The following is a 21671-nucleotide window of genomic DNA, read 5'->3' on the forward strand; positions in this document are numbered from 1 at the left end:
GGTTTCCAAAACCTTGTAGGTATTAACAAAACCTCTAAGGTCTTTGTTTATTAAAATACTTCTTATTTTTACCGAATGATAATTACCGATACCCATACCCATTTATATAGCGACGCTTTTGATGAAGATAGAAATGCCATGATAACCCGTGCATTAAATGAAGGCGTTTCACGTTTTTTTATTCCAGCCATCGATTCTACATATACAGAATCCATGCTTCAACTTGAAAAGGATTATCCTAGTAATGTGTTTTTAATGATGGGCTTGCATCCAACGCACGTAAAAGATAATTATAAGGACGAGTTAAAGTTTGTTGAAGCCATGCTTGCAAAACGAAAATTTTATGCAGTGGGTGAAATTGGTATTGATTTGTATTGGGATAAGTCAACACTCGGTATTCAGCAAGAAGCGTTTAAACATCAAATTCAATTAGCTAAAACATATAAGTTGCCCATAGTTATTCATTGCAGGGAAGCTTTTAATGAAATCTTTGAAGTTTTAGAAACAGAAAAGAGTGATGATTTGTATGGGGTTTTTCATTGCTTCACAGGCACTTTAGAACAGGCGCATCAAGCGATGTCCTATAATATGAAATTAGGAATAGGAGGTGTTGCAACTTTTAAAAATGGGAAAATCGATCAGTTTTTAAATCAGATAGACTTAAATCATATTGTATTAGAAACCGATTCGCCTTATTTAGCACCGGCACCATACAGAGGTAAGCGGAATGAAAGTGTCTATATATTAAAGGTGTTGGAAAAATTATCAGAAATATATGGTGTATCTTTAGAAGCAATAGCCAAAATAACCACCCAGAATTCTAAAGATGTATTTGGAATTTAAATTGTAAATCAAAATGAGTAAATTAAAACCAAACATATTACTTATATACACAGGCGGTACTATTGGTATGATTAAAGATTTTAAAACCGGTGTATTGAAGGCTTTCGATTTTAAAAATCTTTTAGATAAAATTCCAGAGCTTCAATTGTTAGACTGCCATATTGAAACGGTTTCTTTTGAAAAACCCATCGATTCAAGTAATATGAATCCGGTGTATTGGATTCAAATTGCTGAAATAATAGAAACCCATTATAATAAATTTGATGGATTTGTTGTATTACATGGAAGCGATACCATGAGCTACACAGCATCGGCATTAAGCTTTATTTTGGAAAATTTAGTAAAACCAGTAGTGTTTACAGGCTCGCAATTGCCCATTGGTGATTTAAGAACCGATGCCAAAGAGAATCTAATCACCTCAATTCAAATGGCTTCTTTGCAAGAAAACGGGAAGCCTTTGATTAAGGAAGTCTGTTTGTATTTTGAGTATAAATTGTACAGAGCTAATAGAACGACGAAACTAAATGCCGAAAATTTTAAAGCATTTGCATCATTAAATTATCCCGAATTAGCAGAATCTGGGGTGCATTTAAAAGTAAACCAAGATTATTTATTGAAGCCAGATTCAAAAAAAACGTTAATAGTCCATAAAAATTTAGACACCAACATAGCGCTTGTTAAACTGTTTCCAGGCATATCTGAGACGTTTTTAAAGAGTGTATTAGCTACGCCAAGCTTAAAAGCAGTTGTTTTGGAGACTTATGGCGCTGGAAATTGCACAACAGAAGCATGGTTTATCGATCTTTTGCAAGAAACGATTAAGCGCGGTGTGCATATTATAAATGTAACGCAATGCGTAGGCGGAAGTGTGATGATGGGGCATTATGAAACCAGTAACCATTTGAAAACCATAGGAGTTGTTTCAGGTAAAGACATGACAACCGAGGCTGCAATTTGCAAATTAATGTACCTGTTGGGTGAAAATATACCCTTTAAAACATTCAAAATGACCTTCGAAAAAGCATTACGAGGTGAATTGTCTTAAAATTAACTTATAAAATTTTAAGGTTCAAAGTTTTTTTTGTTATTTGCCCACCCATAAAAAAGTATAATAAAAAAACAAAGGGAGGTGGCCGAGTGGTCGAAGGCGCACGCCTGGAAAGTGTGTATACCTCAAAAGGGTATCGAGGGTTCGAATCCCTTCCTCTCTGCTGTTATTTTTATTTTTTTATTGTATTTTTTTTATATCTTTAACACATTAATTAACTAATAAAATTAAGATTTAGAACATGAAAAGATTATTTTCTATCCTTGCCATTGCTGGAATGATGGCTTTTGGAACTGTTAATGCAACAACAAATGCAAACACAAGCACAGTTGCAACAACTGTAGCAAGTATGGCACAAGATGAAGACACTGCTGAACCAGCAGAAGAACTTGGTTTTCATCAAGAATTAAAAAAGAGATTTATTGAAGGTGGTCCTGGATTTATGGGGATTGTATTATTATGTTTGATTCTTGGATTAGCCATAGCTATAGAAAGAATTATCTTTTTAAATCTTTCAACTACAAACACAAAAAAATTAACTCAAGAGGTTGAAGAAGCACTTGCTTCTGGAGGCGTTGAAGCTGCAAAAGAAGTTTGCAGAAACACAAAAGGTCCTGTTGCTTCTATTTACTATCAAGGTTTAGATAGAACGGACGAAGGTTTAGACGCTGTTGAAAAAGCTGTTGTAGCTTACGGTGGTGTTCAAATGGGACAATTAGAGAAAAACGTATCTTGGATTTCATTGTTTATTGCTTTAGCACCAATGTTAGGGTTCATGGGAACAGTAATTGGGATGATTCAAGCGTTCGATAAAATTGAGGCTGCTGGAGATATGCAACCATCACTTGTTGCTGGAGGTATTAAAGTAGCACTTTTAACAACAGTATTTGGACTTGTTGTAGCGATGATTCTTCAAGTTTTTTACAATTACATTATTGCTAAAATTGATAGTATCGTTAATGATATGGAAGATGCTTCTATTACGTTAATGGATCTATTAATTAGAAATAAAAAGTAATAATTAAAACTAAAAATCATGAATTTATATAAAATACTCAAGTATTTAGCTTTTGCTCTTGGTATTATTGGAACCGTTTTTGCATTGTTATTAATGACAACAGATTCTGATAGTATGATAGACAATATATTAGTGGTTACTTATATTGTTCTATTTATAGTAATAGCTTTAATACTTATATATGTGCTTAAAGGCATATTTGCAGGAAACATTAAAAAAACGCTAACCACCGTAGGATTGTTTTTGGCAGTTATTCTAATATCTTACCTTATATCATCTGGTACAGATTTAGATTTAAAGCAATTTAACGATAAAGGTTTGGGCATTACAGAAGGGATCTCTAAGAATGTAGGGGCAGGTTTATATGCTTTTTACTTTCTTGCAGTAATAGCAATAGTTGCTACCTTTCTTTCAAGTGCAAAAAAACTATTAAATAAATAAATTATGGCAAAAAGAGCAGCACCAGAAGTAAATGCAGGCTCCATGGCCGACATCGCGTTCTTACTATTGATATTTTTCTTAGTAACAACCACTATTGAAACGGATTCTGGATTAAACAGAAAGCTACCTCCTATTGAAGATAACGTAGAACCACCTGTTATTAAACAAAAAAATATTTTTACCGTACTTTTAAATGGTAAAGATCAATTACTTGTTGAGGACGAGTTAATGGAACTTAAAGATTTAAGAAAGGCGGCCACAGAGTTTTTAGACAATGGTGGAGATGGTACTTGTGATTATTGTAATGGTGATAAAGATCCTGAATCTTCTGATAATCCAGATAAGGCTGTAATATCATTAAAGAATGAGCGTGAAACAACTTATAAAACGTATATAGCGGTTCAAAATGAATTAGTAGCTGCATACAACGATTTAAGGAATATTAGAGCGCAGTCGCTATATGGAAAATCTTTTGTTGAAATGGAAGCGAACCTTAATGATGTTAATTGGCCAGGAAATAAAACGAAGCTAAAAGAGCAACTCGAGAAAATAAAAATAGAGTATCCTCAAAAGCTTTCGGAAGTACAAAATTAAAATTTAACACATTATTATGGCTAAATTTAAAAAGAAACAAGGCGGCGAAATGCCAGCAATATCAACGGCATCATTACCAGATATTGTGTTTATGTTATTATTCTTTTTTATGGTGGCAACTGTTATGAGACAGAACACTTTGAAAGTAGAAAATAATTTACCATTTGCAGATCAAGTTGAAAAATTAGATAAGAAAGATTTGGTTATGTATATATATGCAGGTAAACCAAGTGCGAATTATAGAAATTATGGTACTGAAACCAGAATTCAACTTAACGATGATTTTGCCGATGTTAATGATATAGCTGCTTTTATTGCTGCAGAACGCGCTTCTAAAAGAGAAGAATTAGTTCCGTTTTTAACTACTGCTTTAAAAGTAGATAAAGATGCTAATATGGGATTAATTGGTGATATTAAGCAAGAATTACGAAAAGTAAATGCGCTTAAAATAAATTACACTACTAAAAAAGGTAGTGTATTAGAAAATAACTAATTTCTATATTCTTAATTTTATATAAAAGGCGTTTTGAAATTTCAAAACGCCTTTTTATTTTTAATAATTATGGTATGTTTGTATAATGAATTATAACTGCTAAAGATGAAATTTTCATACGGAATCCTACTTATTTTGTTTAGTGTTCATTTATGTTATTCACAAGAGGATAGTATTAGCAGCGTTGATAATTTTTATAAAGAAGACCAATTTTACATAGGTGCCACATATAACTTATTAGGTAAAAAGCCAAAAGATTTATCGCAAAGTGGGTTTTCAAGTGGTATTCATTTTGGTATTATAAAGGACATGCCTTTAAATGAAGAACGAAATATTGCTCTTGGCATTGGTTTAGGATATTCGTTAAATTCATTCATTCAAAATTTACTTATTAATAAAGATAGTAATGGTAACATAACCTATACTATTTTAGAGGGTGCTGCGACCTATTCAAAAAATAAGTACACAAACCAATTAATAGAACTTCCCATTGAGTTTAGATGGCGGACATCAACACCCACCGAATACAAGTTTTGGCGTATCTATACTGGTTTTAAATTAGGTTACTTGGTTACCAGTACAACAAAGTTTAAAGGAGACTTAGGATCTTTTAAACACCGTAATATTAGCGACTTTAATAAGCTTCAGTATGGCTTGACCCTTAGTGTAGGTTATAATACTTGGAATTTTTATATGTATTATGGTTTATCTCCCATTTTTTCAGACAAGGCTATATTGAATGGTAATGATATAAAAACAAATACCATAAAAGTAGGGTTGATGTTTTATATTTTATAGTTTTTAACTTGAGTTCGATATAAATTTTAACGAAGTTAGATGTTAAAAGTACACTATTGGAAGTACAAAGTACAAAGTTAAAAGTTAAAAGTTCAGAATGTAATGTACCGATGGAGTTTGTGTAAACGATTCAACGATTACACGGTTAAACTGTTAAAAGTTACAGGGTATGTTTATCAACCAGAACTCAGGTTTTGTAATGATTATCGTTTTTTATTTATATAACTATTTAAACACTTGAATATCAGATTACATTATATCGAATTTAGCTTTTTAAGCAATAAACTAATTCAACCAATAATTCACTAAGATTAACTGAGGCATCACGCCAATAAAAAAGCCCATAATTAACTCTTTATTGTTATGTGCTTTTAAATGCAGTCTAGAAGTAGCTACGGCACCCATTATGATACACATTAAAGCCAGTATTTCGTTAATGTTTATACTAAAATGTATGCTTAAAACAATAAAAAACATAAAAAGTCCCGATACAGCAATCATATGAATACTCGCTTTGAATTTCAAAATGGCTAATATTAAACACGTCATCGTTGAAATTAAAATACCAACAAAAAAGAAATAGAGTTCTATAAATTGCGTTTGGGTTAAAATACGTAGCAATACAATTAGGACAATAACACAATTCAAAACTAAAGGTAAAATGCGTTCAGTAGTTGTTTTTAAATAGACAGATTGTACCTTACCTAAAGTTTTTAATAAAAAGTATATTAAAACAGGTAATATAATAGTCAGTATAGCTAAAGAAATAAGTTTAGCATATATTACTTCTTTAGGGGTAAAGCGAGGAGATACTAAAAAATAAAAAGCAACCCCCATAAACGGTATAAGTAATGGGTGGAAAATAAACGAGATGCTTTTTAAAATTCTATCCATTATATTTTTTTTCGTAATCGGGCTACAGGAACATCTAATTGTTCTCTGTATTTAGCAACAGTACGTCGTGCTATAGGGTAGCCTTTCTCTTTTAAAATCAAAGCCAAAGTTTCATCGGTTAAAGGTTTTCTCTTATCTTCTTCTTCAATAACAGTTTCTAAAATTTTCTTTATTTCTCTTGTTGAAACATCTTCACCTTGATCGTTTTTCATTGATTCTGAAAAGAACTCTTTAATCAATTTGGTTCCATAAGGAGTGTCAACATATTTACTATTGGCAACTCTTGAAACGGTAGAGACATCCATAGAAATTTCATCGGCTATATCTTTTAGAATCATCGGTTTTAAGTTGCGTTCATCGCCTGTTAAAAAATACTCTTCCTGATAGTTCATAATGGCACTCATGGTAATGAATAAGGTTTGTTGGCGCTGTTTGATAGCTTCAATAAACCATTTCGCGGCATCTAGCTTTTGTTTTATAAAAATAACGGCATCTTTTTGGGACTTCGATTTGTCTTTCGACTCTTTATAACCTTTAAGCATGTTGTTATATTCTCTAGATACATGAAGTTCGGGAGCATTGCGCCCATTAAGCGTTAATTCTAATTCGCCATCAACTATTTTAATGGCAAAATCTGGAACTACGTGCTCTACAATTCTATTATTGCCTGCATAAGACCCACCGGGTTTTGGATTTAAATGTTCAATTTCGTGAATGGCATCTTTTAATTGAATTTCTGAAATATCAAACTTTTGAATAAGTTTATCGTAATGCTTCTTAGTGAATTGCTCGAATGCAGTATCAATAATTTCAATAGCCAATTCGGTATCGGGCGTTTTTTCTTTTCTATGCAGTTGAATGCTTAAGCATTCTTGTAAATTTCTAGCACCAACACCTGCAGGATCCAACTGATGTACAATTTTAAGAACTTTACCTATTTTTTCTTCGGTAGTATAAACACTTTGTGTAAAGGCCAGATCGTCCATGATGTCAGATAGAGAACGACGTATATAACCGCTTTCATCAACGCTACCAACTAAAAACTCAGCGATTTCGTACTCTTCGTCATCTAACCTATAGGTATTCAACTGATTTATTAAATGCTGTGTAAATGAGGTTCCTGCGGCATAAGGCATCGTTTTTTCTTCGTCGTCACTGCTATAATTATTGGCCTGGGTACGGTAATCTGGAATTTCGTCATCACTCAGATATTCATCCACATTAATGTCATCGTCCCCAATAGATTCGCTATCATTAAAATCGTCATTTGAATTGTCCAAATCAGAATCAAAATCGTTTTCTAATTCTTCTTTACCGGCTTCTAATGCAGGGTTTTCTTCTAATTCTTGTTTTAAACGTTGCTCAAATGCTTGCGTAGGCAACTGTATCAATTTCATTAACTGAATTTGTTGCGGTGACAGCTTTTGTGATAATTTGAATTGTAAATGTTGTTTGAGCATACTTCGATTTGGTTTAAAATAATAGTAAAATAACTTTTTTACTAATTTGTTACCAAGATACTAATGTTTTTTAAAATTCGGCGTTTTGTGGTGTTCTTGGAAACGGAATAACGTCTCTAATATTGCTCATGCCTGTAGCAAACATTACCAAACGTTCAAATCCAAGACCAAAACCGGCATGAACAGCGGTACCAAACTTGCGTAAGTCTAAATACCACCAAAGTTCTTCTTCAGGAATATTGATGGCTGCCATTTTTTGTTTCAGAACCTCTAAACGTTCTTCACGTTGTGCTCCACCCACAATTTCGCCAATACCAGGGAATAAAATGTCCATAGCGCGAACTGTTTTTCCATCGTCATTCAAACGCATATAAAACGCTTTGATGTTTGCAGGATAGTCGAACAAAATAACAGGACATTTAAAGTGTTTTTCAACAAGAAAGCGTTCGTGTTCACTTTGTAAATCGGTTCCCCATTCTTTAATAATATACTTAAATTTCTTTTTCTTATTTGGGCTGCTGTCTCTAAGAATATCAATGGCTTCGGTGTAACTTACGCGTTTAAAATTATTATCGGTTACAAAATTTAACTTTTCAATTAAACCCATCTCTTGACGCTCATTTTGTGGTTTGGTTTTATCTTCGTCCTGCAAACGAGCGTCTAAAAATTCTAAATCTTCACGATTGTTTTTAAGAATATATTTTAGCACAAATTTCATAAAATCTTCGGCTAAATCCATATTACCAGCTAAATCCATAAAAGCGACTTCGGGTTCTATCATCCAAAATTCGGCTAAATGGCGTGAGGTGTTTGAGTTTTCAGCCCTAAAAGTAGGTCCAAAAGTATAAACCTTTCCTAAAGACATGGCATAGGTCTCGGCTTCTAATTGCCCAGAAACGGTTAAATTGGTTTCTTTTCCAAAGAAATCTTTAGAATAATCTACATGACCTTCTTCATTTAAGGGTGGTTTTTTTGCATCGAGATTGGTGACTCTAAACATTTCACCCGCGCCTTCAGCATCACTACCTGTTATAATTGGCGTGTGCACATAGTAGAACCCATTATCATTAAAATATTTATGAATAGCAAACGATAAGGCAGAACGCAAACGCATCACAGCACTGAAGGTGTTGGTTCGGGTACGTAAATGGGCGTTTTCCCTTAAAAATTCAAAAGAATGTTTTTTAGGTTGAATGGGGTAGGTTTCGGGGTCTGAATCTCCTAAAATTTTTATGTCTTTGACTTGAATCTCTACTTTTTGCCCTTTGCCTTGGCTTTCTACTAAGTCGCCTTTAATATGTATGGCTGCACCTGTTGTAATCCGTTTTAAAAGTGCTTCGTCTAAGGTTTCAAAATCGACAACACATTGTATATTATTGATTGTAGAACCATCGTTTAAAGCGATAAATCGATTTGCTCTAAAGGTTCTAACCCATCCTTTTATATCAACTTCAGAACTAACAAAATCTTGTGACAATAATTCCGAAATAGTACGTGATTTCATATGCTTTAAAATTTTTAATGTAAATATAGAAAATTCTAAATTCTGAATTCTGAATTCAGAATTTTTTAGACTAATCGGTTTCGTCTTCCTCTGGAATAATATTTATGGCTGGTTCTCTTAATACTTCTTTATTGGCAATACTGCGTTCTAACGACAACAGTAAGGAAGGAAGTAAAAGCAAGTTAGATAACATAGCGAATAGCAAAGTTGCCGAAACCAATGCTCCTAAAGCTACTGTGCCACCAAAATCAGAGATGGTGAATACCGAAAAGCCAAAGAACAGTACGATAGACGTGTAAAACATACTTACTCCCGTTTCGCGCAAAGCTCCATAAACAGATGTTTTAATTTTCCAGTTGTTTGCCTGTAGTTCTTGCCTGTATTTTGCCAAAAAGTGAATGGTATCATCTACCGAAATTCCAAAGGCGATACTAAACACCAAAATGGTTGAAGGTTTAATAGGAACACCCAAATAGCCCATAAGGCCTGCGGTTACCAACAGCGGAATAAGATTAGGTATTAACGAAACAATTATCATACGCCCAGACCTAAACATATATGCCATAAACAGCGCTATTAGAAGGATAGCAAGCGATAAAGAAATAGCTAAGTTTTTAACCAGATAGGCTGTGCCTTTTTGAAATACCAAGGCTTTACCCGTCATAGTAACGGTGTATTGTTCTTTAGGGAAAAGTTTGTTTATCTTGGTTTGAATGTCTTCTTCAATGCGTTCCATTTTATCAGTTCCAATATCTTTCATAAAGGTTGTGATGCGGGCATATTGACCTGTACTATCAACAAAATTTTTGAGTAAATCGACGTCCGATGTCGAGTTTTTTGCATACGATAATATAAAGCTATTTTCTTGCGATGTAGGCAGTTGGTAAAAATTAGGGTTACCGTTGTAATAGGCTTGTTTGGAATATTTAACCAAATCGACCACCGAAATGGGTTTTGATAATTCGGGTATGTCGTTAATTAATTCCTGAAGCTCGTCCATACGCCTTAGTGTCGAAAGTTTCATAACACCTTGTTTGCGTTTGGTGTCAATCATGAACTCTAAAGGCATGATGCCGTTAAATTCATCTTCAAAAAAACGGATATCATTAACAAATTCAGAATCTTGAGGCATGTCTTCAATTAAACTACCCGAAATTTTTATTTGATAGATGCCAATAATACTTACGATCAATAAAACTAAGGCTACCGAGTAAATGGCTATACGCTCGTGTTTTACCATGCGCTCCATCCAGTTCACAAAACCGCCAATCCAACGTTTGTTTAGGTGTTCTAAATGCCTGTCTTTAGGAAAAGGTAAAAATGTGTAGATAATAGGAATAATTAGCAAACACAATACAAAAATTGAGAGGATACTTAAAGAAGCTACAATACCAAACTCTTTTAAAAGTGTACTTTCAGTGAAAATAAACGTGGCAAAACCAGAAGCTGTGGTCACATTGGTCATTAAAGTCGCATTACCAATTTTTGTGATAACACGCTGTAACGATTTTACTTTATTACCATGCAGTTTTACTTCGTGTTGGTATTTGTTAATTAAAAAGATACAGTTTGGAATACCTATAACAATAATTAATGGCGGAATAAGAGCGGTTAAAACCGTTATTTCGTAGTTTAAGGCGCCAATAATGCCTAAGGTCCACATAACTCCAATACATACAACTATCAATGAAATGAACGTGGCTCTAAACGACCTAAAAAAGAAAAAGAAAATAAGGGAGGTTACCAATAAAGCAGCCAAAACAAACCAGACAATTTCATCAATTATTAGTTGGGCATTTAACGTTCTAATATAAGGCATGCCCGAAATGCGAACATCTAAATTTGTAGCTGTCTCAAAATCTTCAATCTTTGGCACTAATTCATTAATTATAAAATCTTTCCTAGCCGATGTGTTAACAATGGCCTTGTCAAGATAAATAATGGTTCTTATGGTTTTTGTTTTCTTATTGAATAAGAAATTATCGTAAAAAGGGTATTTATTGAAAAGTTCGTCCTTAAGTTCATTTATTTGAACTAAGGAAGTGATAGAATCTTTAATAAATGGTTTTAAGCTAAACTTTTGATGGAGCGTATCTTTTACGAGTTTTTGAAGGTCTTTAACAGAGATAACCGTTTCTACTTCATCATATTTTTTAAAACTATCTGCTAATTTATTCCAAGCATTTAGCTTATCAGCCGATAATAAAGAGCTGTCTTTTACACCAATTATAACAAGGTTTCCTTCTTCTCCAAAGGTTTTTAAAAAGTTGTTATAAGTAATATTTACTTCATGATCATCCGGCAGCAGGTTCGCTTCGGTATTGGAAAAACGCATATTTTTCCATTGCGTGCTGAACAAAATGGTTATAATAATAATAGTAACAAGAATGCCTATTTTATTACGTAAAATTAACCTTGCGATAACGTCCCAAAAATCTTTGGTAAAAAGTTTTAACATGCCTAAAATAAAAGTTGCGCAAAGGTAGAAAAAATGAGGGTATTACCTCATAAAGTCAAGTTAAATGTAAACTTAAAAGCAACATTGTCACCAATTTCAGGTAGGTGGTAAGCACCATAGCGATACGTAAAGCTTAATCCGAATCCGAAAAGTAATTTGTTAATTTCGAAACCCGATTCGGTATAACCTTTTTTAAGCGAACCAAAAGTGACGTTTTGGTGTTTTTCCGGTTGCTTCGTGTCGCCAATGGCATAACGGGTAATCAAAACCATTTGCGGCTTATAACGCTCTGAAATATTAAAGGGCTTAAGGAAATGTTTAAAGTGTAGTGTTGCAAACCTATCAGAAAAAAATTCATTAAAAAACATGGTTTCAAAACTATTGGTGCCTGCAACCGAAAAACGTTGCATAATGGTTTCTTTATTAATATTATTAGGGTAGGCGTGGTATAAATGGGTTAACGGAATATCTCCTTTTGCTATTCCTGCAACTAAAGTAATCTCAGAAAGATTGCCATCTTTTTTGCCAATTTGATAAATCGTTTTAAAGTCTAATTTTGAAAAACTTAAGTCGCTATTAAATACATCGTTAAAGCTTTTTGTGTATTGTATAGTAACTAGTGGAAACTCATTTTTAATGTCTTTTAACCTTGTTTCTGAAACATTGGAACTTTTAAAAGGACTCCATTGTAATGCAAATTTTGCAAAGCTTAAGTCAAAAGTATTTAAGACACCATTATCAGTTATATATCCGTAATTATAAGTGGGGTCAATATTGCTTACTGAAAATTCTACTTCGGTGTTTAAGTTGTTTGAGATTTGATGCTCGAATGCTATAGCCTTTGTGATGTGTTTATGGAATAAATCGATGTTAAGTAAACGGGGTTCAAATAATTGAAAAAAACGTTTATCAGTTAAAAATTTGGTGCTTCCGGTTTCTTCTAAGTCGTCGGTATAGGTAAGTGTCATCCAAGTATTGGTTTCTTTGTCTAAATGAAAACTACTGCCAATACTGTATTTAAAACGGTGGTCTCTAAACCCATAAACCCCGTAGCCATTCATTTTTATTTTTTTTGAAAACGCATCGTTTGTAATACCACCAATTCCTGTTCGCACACCTTCATATTGATTGTATTTTATAAGATACTTTAAGTCGAAATTGAAATATTTTGTGGGAATGTATCCGTTGCTAAGAGCTTTTGCAAAGGCGCTTTTTTTAATAGAATCCTGAGCGGTTTCTAAATAGGTTTCATGACTGGATTGTGCTTGAAATATTGTAGCATACAAAGTAAAAAAGAAGAAGATACAATATTTATACATAGGAATAATGCAAAAGCTATAGTTTGTAAAAAAAGCGACTTGTTAGTCGCTTTAAAATAAATTCGTTTAAACTTTTTTGATTGAAACAAAAATTAGTCATTTTATATTCGGTTGAAGGCTTTTTTGAGTTGCATAGCAGGGCTATGGAAGAATGAAAAGACAAAAAAGCGAGTGCAAAAAGACCATTTTTTAATCAATTGTGAAAAGTTTAAACGAGTTCAATTATACAGTCATAATTTCCTTTTCTTTGGTCTCGAAAAGGTCATCAATCTTTTTAACGTATTTATCTGTTAAATGTTGTACATCTACTTCGGCGTTCTTTTTTAGGTCTTCAGAAACGTCGTCTAATTTTTTAATCTCGTTGTTGGCGTCTTTTCTAGCAGAACGAACCCCTATTTTAGCGTCTTCAGCTTCAGCTTTGGCTTGTTTTGCCAAATCACGTCGACGTTCTTCAGTTAAAGGTGGTACATTAATGATGATGGTATCGCCATTGTTCATTGGGTTGAAACCAAGATTTGCAATTTGAATGCCTTTTTCAATTTCTTGAAGCATCTTTTTTTCCCAAGGCTGTACTGTAATAGTTCTACCATCGGGGGTGTTTACATTAGCAACTTGGGTTAAGGGTGTTTGGGCACCATAATAATTAACCATAACACTTCCAAGCATCGCAGGACTTGCTTTTCCCGCTCTAATATTAACAAATTGCTTTTCTAAATGCTTGATGGCACTATCCATTGCTTCTTTTGCAGTGTCTAATATAAATTGTATGTCTTCATTCATAACATTATTTTTTCAATCAATTACTCAAAAATTACGCCAAATTTAGAGGTTTACTTCGGTACCTACTTTTTCGCCAGAAACAACTTTTAGTAAGTTGCCCTTTTTATTCATATCAAATACTATTATTGGAAGTTGGTTTTCCTGACTAAGCGTAAAAGCCGTGGTGTCCATTACTTTTAAGCCTTTTCGCAACACATCATCAAACGATATAAAATTGAATTTAATCGCTTTAGCATCTTTTTCTGGGTCTACATTATAAATACCATCAACACGTGTTCCTTTTAAAATAACATCGGCTTCAATTTCGATAGCACGTAAAACGGCTGCAGAATCGGTAGTAAAATAAGGATTTCCGGTGCCACCACCAAAAATAACAACACGTCCTTTTTCTAAGTGTCGCATGGCTTTGCGTCTAATAAAGGGTTCTGCAACTTGGTTAATATGCACAGCAGATTGTAAACGTGTTGGTAATCCAGCATCTTCTAAGGCACTTTGTAAAGCTAAGCCGTTTATAACGGTTGCTAGCATACCCATATGGTCGCCTTGTACGCGATCCATACCATTGCTTGCTCCAGCTACACCTCTAAAAATATTACCTCCACCAATGACTATGGCGACTTCTACGCCTTTATCGGTAATGGCTTTAATGTCTTGTGCATATTCGGATAAACGTTCTGGATCGATACCATATTGGCGATCTCCCATTAGGGCTTCACCAGATAGTTTTAAAAGAATTCTTTTATATTTCATCTGTAATTTTTATTGCTTATAAAGGTCAGATGCAATTCGCAAATTAACTATTTAGTTGTTTTCACAATATTATTAGTTGCTTATTACATCTTAATTTTTGAAAGTTCAGCAAATATAAACAATATCTTAAATTGCTAAAGCGGAATTTTTATGAAGTGGCTTAAACTTTTTCGATTGAAGCGAAAATCAGTCATTTTTTTGTCCAATCGAAGTCTTTTTAGAGTTGCATAGCATTGCTACGGAAAGAAAAAAAGACATAGAGTGGGCAAAAAGGGCGGTTTTTTAGCCAATTGGAAAAAATTTAAACCACTTCTATAAAAAAAACCACTACCTGATATAGTGTAGTGGTTTTTTTGAAAATTTTATTGTTTTATTAGATTTTCATTTCCTGAAAAAATGAAAATTATCCTAAAGCAACACGTTTAAATCCTGAAATAGCAACATCTCCGTAAGATGCAACATATTTAGCAACATTTATTTTATCATCTTTAATAAAGTTTTGATCTAATAAACATTGTTCTTGGTCTAAAGTAGTGTTATCTGAAATGAAACGTTCAATTTTACCTGGTAAAATTTTGTCCCAAATTTGTTCTGGTTTACCTTCTGCTTTTAATTGAGCTTTTGCTTCTTCTTCTGCTTTAGCTAATACCTCTGGCGTTAATTGTGCCATAGAAATATATTGAGGTACGTTTTTAAGTGTTTTACCTAAACGCGCTAATTCTTCGTTGTCTTTTTCAATAACAGCAATTCTTGCCTCTAATTCTGAAGCAATAAAAGCAGGATCGAAATCTTTGTAAGATAATGTAGAAGCTCCCATAGAAGCTACTTGCATAGCAACGTCTTTTGCTAATGTTTCAGCATTTTTCACATTAGCCGTTAAACCTACTAAAGCAGCAATCTTGTTAATATGAACATAGCTACCAACATAAGGTGCTTCTAATTTTTCAAAAGCATTGATATCTAATTTCTCACCAATAACACCAGTTTGCTCAATTAATTTATCAGCAACTGTCATCCCACCAAAATCGGCAGCTAAAAGCTCCTCTTTTGTGTTGTAGTTAAAAGCTAAATCTGCTAATTGGTTTGCTAAAGCAATAAAGTTTTCGTTTTTACCAACAAAGTCGGTTTCGCAACCTAAAACAATAGCAACACCTACGGTATTGTCTGCATTGACTTTTGCAATGGCAGCACCTTCAGAAGACTCACGGTCTGCTCTGTTAGCAGCAACTTTTTGACCTTTTTTACGTAAAACTTCAATAGCTTTGTCGAAATTACCTTCAGCTTCAACTAAAGCTTTTTTACAATCCATCATTCCTGCACCAGTAGCTTGTCTTAATTTATTAACCTCAGCTGCTGTAATTTTTACTGTAGATTCCATATATTTTTAAAATTTAAAAAAGTCGTTCAAATATTCCTGTAAAGAAAATAATTAAACGACTTATTTGTATTGTGAAATTGTTAATTATTCTTCCTCGTCGGCAACAACAGCTTTAGAAGCACGTTTTTTTGTTGGTGCCACTACTACGTCGTCATCTTCTTGGTCTGTATCTTTATCAGCTTTTCTATCGGCTAAACCAGCAGCAATAGATGCTGTTACATAAGATAGCACTTTATCGATTGATTTAGAAGCATCATCATTTGCAGGTATAACATAATCAACTTGACGTGGATCGGAGTTGGTATCAACCATTGCAAAAATAGGAATGTTTAATTTTTGAGCTTCTTTAATAGCGATGTGCTCACGTTTAATATCAACTACAAATAATGCACCTGGTAAACGTGTCATGTCTGCAATAGAACCTAAGTTTTTCTCTAACTTAGCTCTTAAACGATCTACTTGTAAACGCTCTTTTTTAGAAAGCGTTAAGAACGTACCGTCTTTTTTCATTCTATCAATAGAAGCCATTTTTTTAACAGCTTTTCTGATAGTAATAAAGTTAGTTAACATACCACCTGGCCATCTTTCTGTGATGTAAGGCATGTTAATAGTGCCCGCTTTTTCAGCTACAATATCTTTTGCTTGTTTTTTTGTTGCAACGAATAAAATTTTACGACCTGATGCTGCAATTTTAGCTAATGCTTCTCCTGCTTCATCAATTTTTGCCGCTGTTTTATAAAGGTTTATAATATGGATGCCGTTGCGCTCCATATATACGTAAGGCGCCATGTTTGGATCCCATTTACGTGTAAGGTGACCGAAGTGTACACCTGCTTCAAGTAATTCTTTTACTTCTACTGCCATTTTGTAATAGTTTACGTTCTGTTGAATTAGCAATGTTCCTTTGGGCTTTAGGCTTTAAGCTTAATGCTTTAGGCTTCATTTAGATGCTAAACTAAATCCTGCTTTTACGCTAGGACAACAATAACTGAGTTAAATTTTAATAATGCTGAATTTATTTCAGCATCTGCTTAATTGAATTTGATAAAGGTATCTGATTGAAAGATCCTGAATCAAGTTCAGGATATTAACGTTTAGAGAACTGGAATTTCTTACGCGCTTTTTTCTGACCGAATTTTTTACGCTCTACCATTCTTGGGTCTCTTGTTAATAAGCCTTCTGGTTTAAGTGTTAATCTGTTTTCTGCATCTACTTCGCACATAGCACGAGAGATTGCTAAACGAACAGCTTCTGCTTGACCAGTAATACCGCCACCTAATACATTTACTGTAATATCAAAGTTACCTTCGTTATTAGTCATAGCTAATGGTTGGTTTACTTTGTATTGTAAAGTAGATGTAGTAAAGTAAGCGTTTAATTCTTTTTTGTTTACTGTGATGTTCCCTTTTCCTGGGGCAACATATACACGAGCAACTGCCGTTTTTCTACGGCCAATTTTGTGAATTACTTCCATTACTTGAATTCGTTTAAGTTAATTGTTTTTGGTTTTTGAGCTGCATGCGTATGCTCTGAACCAACAACAACGTTTAAATTACGGAATAAATCTGCACCTAATTTGTTTTTAGGTAACATTCCTTTTACTGATTTCTCTACTACTCTTGCAGGATCTTTTCCAAACAATTCGGTAGCAGTTAAACTTCTTTGACCACCCGGATACCCTGTGTGACGAATGTACGTTTTATCGTTCCACTTGTTTCCTGTTAAGTTGATTTTTTCTGAGTTGATAACAATTACGTTATCACCACAATCAACGTGTGGTGTGAAGCTAGGTTTATGTTTGCCTCTTAAAAGTTTTGCAACTTTTGAAGCTAAACGACCCAAAGATTGACCTTCAGCGTCAACTAAAACCCACTGCTTATCTACAGTTGCTTTGTTAGCTGAAATGGTTTTGTAGCTTAATGTGTCCACGTTATTAATTATTTTTATTAAACATTCCTCTCTCAAAAAGAGTTTGCAAATGTACGACAATCTATGTGATTACCAAATAGTAAACGGGAAATTTTATTTACCAAGTGTTCTATTGAAAATTAGAGATATTAATATTTTGTATTAAACATTAAAAAGAAGGCTTGGTTCACTTTAAAAATGATATTGAAAAGGTGCGATTTTTTGATAAAACACTATTTTTCTATTTAAATAGCTTGTCCAAACGTTATTAAATTATTATCTGGGTCAAGTATAGAGAATTCTTTTTGCCCCCATGGCTTTACTTGTAAATGCCCTGCGGGATGAATAGTTATTTTCTTTTCTAAAAATGATTTGTAAAGTGTATCAATAGCATTCGTTCGGATATAAATTTGTCCATAATTTACTTTAGGGTTAAGTTCTTTGTATTCAAAAAAATGGATTTGGATGCGATCTTTCAGAATCATTAAGTAGCCATCAAAATCTTTATTTCCAAACACTTCAAACCCCAGTTTATTTACATAATAGTCTTTAGTAACTGCTTTGTTACGCATGGGAAGCTTTGGATGAATGTCTGTTAACATAGATTATTTCTTCTTAAATTTTTCTTCATTTTCTTTAACCCTGAACTTTACAATACGCGCAATCAGGTCTCTAGGTAATAGTGTGTTTATAGGGAATTGAACAGAACCTTTTCCTTGTTTAAAAATACTTAATTCTTCAGCAAAAGCCTCATGTCCAGTAGGTGTTGCATAAAACCCAATGTGTTTATCATAACCTGCAAAATAAACCAAAGGTTTTTTGTAAGTTTTATAAGCAGGCATACCGTATGAAATGGTTTCAATAGCTCCAGGGGCATTTTCAATAATAATATTCCTTATCGTATTCAGTTTTTCCTGCACATCATTTGGAAATATTTTTATGTAAGCATCAACGGTTGTGAAATCTGTTTTCATGGGTTTTGTTATATTGATTAATGAGCCTCCAACCAATCATTACCAACACCCAAATCCACATCTAATGGTACTTCCAGTTTATAGGCATTTTCCATTTCGGTCTTAACCAACGTTTTGATGGTTTCCAATTCAGGCTTAAACACATCAAAAACCAACTCATCATGCACCTGCAACAACATTTTTGTTTTAAAATTTCCAGTTTGGAGTTTCTCGTAAATCTTAATCATGGCTATTTTTATAATGTCGGCAGCACTACCTTGTATAGGCGCATTTACCGCATTACGTTCAGCAGCACCTCTAACCACGGCATTCCTGGAATTGATGTCGTTTAAATAGCGACGTCTGCCCAAAACCGTTTGTACATAGCCATTTTCACGTGCAAAATCGATTTGCTCACTTATAAAACTTCTAAGCTTTGGATAGGTCGTGTAATAAGTGTCAATCAATTCTTTAGATTCGCTTCTGCTTAAATTGGTTTGGTTGCTTAACCCAAAAGCAGAAACACCATATATAATTCCGAAATTTACGGTTTTGGCATTGCTACGTTGTTCGCGGGTGACTTCTTCAATAGGGACATTAAATACTTTTGAAGCGGTACTGGCATGAATATCTTCACCGTTTTTAAAGGCGTTGATCATGGTTTCTTCCTTGCTTAAGGCAGCAATAATCCGAAGTTCTATTTGCGAATAATCGGCAGCTAATAAGATATAGTCTTCGCTTCGCGGAATGAATGCTTTGCGTACTTGACGCCCACGTTCGGTACGAATTGGAATGTTTTGAAGATTGGGGTTATTACTTGAAAGTCGTCCGGTAGCAGCAACAGTTTGCATATAATCGGTGTGGACACGACCCGTTGAAGGTTCTACCTGTGTTGGCAAGGCATCCACATAAGTGCTTTTTAGTTTTGATAGCCCTCTAAAATCTAAGATATGCTGAATGATGGCGTGGTCTTTTGCCAAATAGCTTAAAATATCTTCGGAAGTGGCATACTGTCCGGTTTTGGTTTTCTTTGGTTTATCGACCAATTTTAATTTGTCAAACAAGATATCGCCTAATTGTTTTGGCGATGCAATGTTGAATTCTTCACCTGCTTCTGCGTAAATTTTGGTTTCTAAAGATTTTATGTCGTTTTCAAGTTGTTCTGAAAGTGAATTCAAGAATTTTTCATCCAAATTAATACCTTCCAATTCCATAGCGGCCAGCACACGAAGCAACGGAATTTCAATATCATCAAACAGTTTTTGGGTATTGGCTTCACCTAATTCTTTTTCAAAATGTTCTTTAAGTTGCAGGGTGATATCGGCATCTTCAACAGCGTATTCGGTTTGTTTCTCTAATGGAACGTCGCGCATCGAAAGTTGGTTTTTGCCTTTTTTACCAATGAGTGCTTCAATAGAAATTGGCGAATAATTTAAATAGGTTTCTGCCAACACATCCATATTATGACGCATATCAGGGTTGATTAAATAATGTGCCAACATGGTATCGAAGAGCTTTCCTTTTACTTCAATATTATATTTAGCTAAAACCTTGATGTCGTATTTTAAATTCTGCCCAACTTTTTGAATGTTTTCACTTTCAAAAAACGGACGCAGTTGCTCTATAAGTTCTTGGGCTTCATTTTGGTCTTCAGGAAACGGAAGATAAAACCCTTTTCCAATTTCCCACGAAAAAGCAATGCCTACTAATTGGGCTGTTATAGGGTTTATATTGGTTGTTTCGGTGTCAAAGCAAACCGACGTTTGGGTCATTAAATTTTTAATGAATAGTTTGGTTGCCATACCAGAAGCTACACTTTGGTAAAAATGTGAGGTGGTTGCGGCTGTTTTTCTGGTGAATTCTGAAACAGTTTCTGTTTTTTCTGAAGTAGATATATCGCCACCAAATAACGAAAATTGTCCTGCTCCCGCCGAAGCAGTTTCTTTAGGTGTTGCTTTTACTTCTTTAGTATTTGACGTTGAGGTAGTTTCAGTTGATGTAGATGCTACTTCAACAGCAAACGTTTTTTCAAAATTTGCAAGTAATTGACGAAACTCCAGCTCTTGAAAAATCTCGGTAACTTTTGGAAGATCCGGTTGGTCCAATTCAAAATCTTTGGCATGAAAAGTTACAGGAACATCTAGCATGATGGTTGCCAACTTTTTTGAAAGTAATCCCAATTCTTTAGCACCTTCAATGTTTTCTTTCATTTTGCCTTTTAGCTCGTGGGTATTGGCTAAAAGATTTTCCATACTGCCGTACTGCGCTAAAAATTTCTTGGCTGTTTTTTCGCCAACACCAGGAAGCCCGGGAATGTTATCGCTAGAGTCGCCCATCATTCCAAGAAAATCAATCACTTGTAGAGGGTCAGTTACTTCAAATTTTGCTTTTACTTCAGGGATCCCCCAAGTTTCATAACCACCTCCAAAAACAGGGCGGTACATAAAAATATTTTCAGATACCAATTGTGCAAAATCTTTATCGGGCGTTACCATAAAGGTTTTATAGCCTTCTTTTTCGGCTTGTTTAGAAAGGGTTCCTATAACATCGTCGGCTTCAAATCCTTCTTTCGTCATAATGGGTATGTGCATCGCCTTTAAAATGTCTTGTATGTAAGGAATGGCAATTTTAATGGCTTCAGGCGTTTCGTCTCTATTGGCTTTATAAGCTTCAAACATTTCAACCCTATCAACGCTTCCACCATTATCAAAACATACGGCTAAATGGTCGGGACGTTCGCGTTTAATGACATCTAAAAGGGAGTTCATAAAACCCATAATAGCAGAGGTGTCAACACCTTTGGAATTGACTCTTGGGTTTTTTATAAAGGCATAATACCCACGGAAAATTAAAGCATAAGCATCAACTAAAAAAAGACGTTTTTGATCGGACATTGTTATTGAATATATTAAGAAACTGTTTAAATTTTATCTAAAAGCCATTTTTTGTTTCTTTTTGACCCATATTTCGTTGAATTTTTTTTCTAATAGCTCTGTTATTAGAAAAAAATCCGCCTCATCTGCTCCAAAAAT

At 34.1% G+C, this 21671-nt stretch carries 21 protein-coding genes and 1 tRNA gene; 8 read left to right on the forward strand and 14 right to left on the reverse strand.

All coding sequences use genetic code 11. From position 1 onward, the window contains the following. Nucleotides 1-75: 75 nt before the first annotated feature. The 8 genes from CJ739_RS09410 (at nt 76) to CJ739_RS09445 (ending at nt 5235) form a co-directional block, all read left to right on the forward strand. Complete coding sequence (locus tag CJ739_RS09410; RefSeq protein ID WP_117174656.1) at nt 76-843, forward strand: TatD family hydrolase; 768 nt, start codon at nt 76-78, stop codon at nt 841-843. Nucleotides 844-856: 13 nt separating this feature from the next. Continuing rightward, the gene (locus CJ739_RS09415; RefSeq protein ID WP_117174658.1) at nt 857-1888 is read left to right on the forward strand and encodes an asparaginase; all 1032 of its coding nucleotides are present in this window, start codon (nt 857-859) and stop codon (nt 1886-1888) included. Between the two features lie 78 nt (nt 1889-1966). After that, nucleotides 1967-2054, forward strand: a tRNA-Ser gene (locus tag CJ739_RS09420). A gap of 78 nt (nt 2055-2132) precedes the next feature. Next, nucleotides 2133-2909, forward strand: a complete 777-nt coding sequence (locus tag CJ739_RS09425) for a MotA/TolQ/ExbB proton channel family protein (RefSeq protein WP_117174660.1) — start codon at nt 2133-2135, stop codon at nt 2907-2909. An 18-nt stretch (nt 2910-2927) separates the two neighbouring features. Further along, on the forward strand, nt 2928-3350 hold the full coding sequence (locus tag CJ739_RS09430) for a hypothetical protein (RefSeq protein ID WP_117174661.1): 423 nt from the start codon (nt 2928-2930) through the stop codon (nt 3348-3350). A 3-nt stretch (nt 3351-3353) separates the two neighbouring features. After that, on the forward strand, nt 3354-3944 hold the full coding sequence (locus CJ739_RS09435) for an ExbD/TolR family protein (protein ID WP_117174663.1): 591 nt from the start codon (nt 3354-3356) through the stop codon (nt 3942-3944). Nucleotides 3945-3960: 16 nt separating this feature from the next. Continuing rightward, the gene (locus tag CJ739_RS09440) at nt 3961-4437 is read left to right on the forward strand and encodes an ExbD/TolR family protein (RefSeq protein WP_117174665.1); all 477 of its coding nucleotides are present in this window, start codon (nt 3961-3963) and stop codon (nt 4435-4437) included. 105 nt (nt 4438-4542) lie between these two features. Next, nucleotides 4543-5235 carry a porin family protein gene (locus tag CJ739_RS09445; RefSeq protein WP_117174667.1) on the forward strand — a complete coding sequence of 231 codons (693 nt, stop codon included), beginning with the start codon at nt 4543-4545 and terminating at the stop codon, nt 5233-5235. A gap of 285 nt (nt 5236-5520) precedes the next feature. On the opposite strand, the gene CJ739_RS09450 is transcribed toward CJ739_RS09445, so the two are convergent. From CJ739_RS09450 to polA, 14 genes are all read right to left on the reverse strand, one after another. Beyond that, entirely contained in the window at nt 5521-6129 is a 609-nt protein-coding gene (locus CJ739_RS09450; protein WP_117174669.1) for a hypothetical protein, read from the reverse strand. Further along, nucleotides 6129-7589 (reverse strand): RNA polymerase factor sigma-54, encoded by a 1461-nt coding sequence (gene rpoN, locus CJ739_RS09455; RefSeq protein WP_117174671.1) that lies wholly within the window; start codon nt 7587-7589, stop codon nt 6129-6131. Before rpoN ends, CJ739_RS09450 begins: the two co-directional genes overlap by 1 nt. A 70-nt stretch (nt 7590-7659) precedes the next feature. Next, nucleotides 7660-9093, reverse strand: a complete 1434-nt coding sequence (gene asnS / locus CJ739_RS09460; protein ID WP_117174673.1) for an asparagine--tRNA ligase — start codon at nt 9091-9093, stop codon at nt 7660-7662. Between the two features lie 70 nt (nt 9094-9163). Next, nucleotides 9164-11551, reverse strand: coding sequence for an efflux RND transporter permease subunit (locus CJ739_RS09465; protein ID WP_117174676.1), 2388 nt, complete (start codon nt 11549-11551; stop codon nt 9164-9166). 47 nt (nt 11552-11598) lie between these two features. Continuing rightward, nucleotides 11599-12870 (reverse strand): hypothetical protein, encoded by a 1272-nt coding sequence (locus tag CJ739_RS09470; RefSeq protein WP_117174685.1) that lies wholly within the window; start codon nt 12868-12870, stop codon nt 11599-11601. 222 nt (nt 12871-13092) lie between these two features. Further along, nucleotides 13093-13650, reverse strand: a complete 558-nt coding sequence (frr, locus tag CJ739_RS09475; RefSeq protein ID WP_117174688.1) for a ribosome recycling factor — start codon at nt 13648-13650, stop codon at nt 13093-13095. A 42-nt stretch (nt 13651-13692) separates the two neighbouring features. Beyond that, nucleotides 13693-14400, reverse strand: a complete 708-nt coding sequence (pyrH, locus tag CJ739_RS09480; protein WP_117174690.1) for a UMP kinase — start codon at nt 14398-14400, stop codon at nt 13693-13695. A gap of 403 nt (nt 14401-14803) precedes the next feature. Next, complete coding sequence (gene tsf, locus CJ739_RS09485) at nt 14804-15778, reverse strand: translation elongation factor Ts (RefSeq protein WP_117174693.1); 975 nt, start codon at nt 15776-15778, stop codon at nt 14804-14806. 84 nt (nt 15779-15862) lie between these two features. Then, entirely contained in the window at nt 15863-16642 is a 780-nt protein-coding gene (gene rpsB, locus CJ739_RS09490) for a 30S ribosomal protein S2 (protein WP_117174695.1), read from the reverse strand. A 223-nt stretch (nt 16643-16865) separates the two neighbouring features. Then, on the reverse strand, nt 16866-17252 hold the full coding sequence (gene rpsI / locus CJ739_RS09495) for a 30S ribosomal protein S9 (RefSeq protein ID WP_117174698.1): 387 nt from the start codon (nt 17250-17252) through the stop codon (nt 16866-16868). Further along, on the reverse strand, nt 17252-17707 hold the full coding sequence (rplM, locus tag CJ739_RS09500) for a 50S ribosomal protein L13 (protein WP_117178882.1): 456 nt from the start codon (nt 17705-17707) through the stop codon (nt 17252-17254). The genes rpsI and rplM overlap by 1 nt, the downstream gene beginning before the upstream one ends. 224 nt (nt 17708-17931) lie before the next feature. Continuing rightward, nucleotides 17932-18288, reverse strand: a complete 357-nt coding sequence (locus CJ739_RS09505) for a bleomycin resistance protein (protein ID WP_117174700.1) — start codon at nt 18286-18288, stop codon at nt 17932-17934. A 3-nt stretch (nt 18289-18291) separates the two neighbouring features. After that, on the reverse strand, nt 18292-18660 hold the full coding sequence (locus tag CJ739_RS09510) for an iron chaperone (RefSeq protein WP_117174703.1): 369 nt from the start codon (nt 18658-18660) through the stop codon (nt 18292-18294). A gap of 17 nt (nt 18661-18677) precedes the next feature. Further along, nucleotides 18678-21533 (reverse strand): DNA polymerase I, encoded by a 2856-nt coding sequence (gene polA / locus CJ739_RS09515; RefSeq protein ID WP_117174706.1) that lies wholly within the window; start codon nt 21531-21533, stop codon nt 18678-18680. Between the last annotated feature and the right edge of the window lie 138 nt (nt 21534-21671).

Origin of the sequence: Mariniflexile sp. TRM1-10 (genome assembly GCF_003425985.1) — a bacterium.
Lineage (GTDB): Bacteria > Bacteroidota > Bacteroidia > Flavobacteriales > Flavobacteriaceae > Mariniflexile.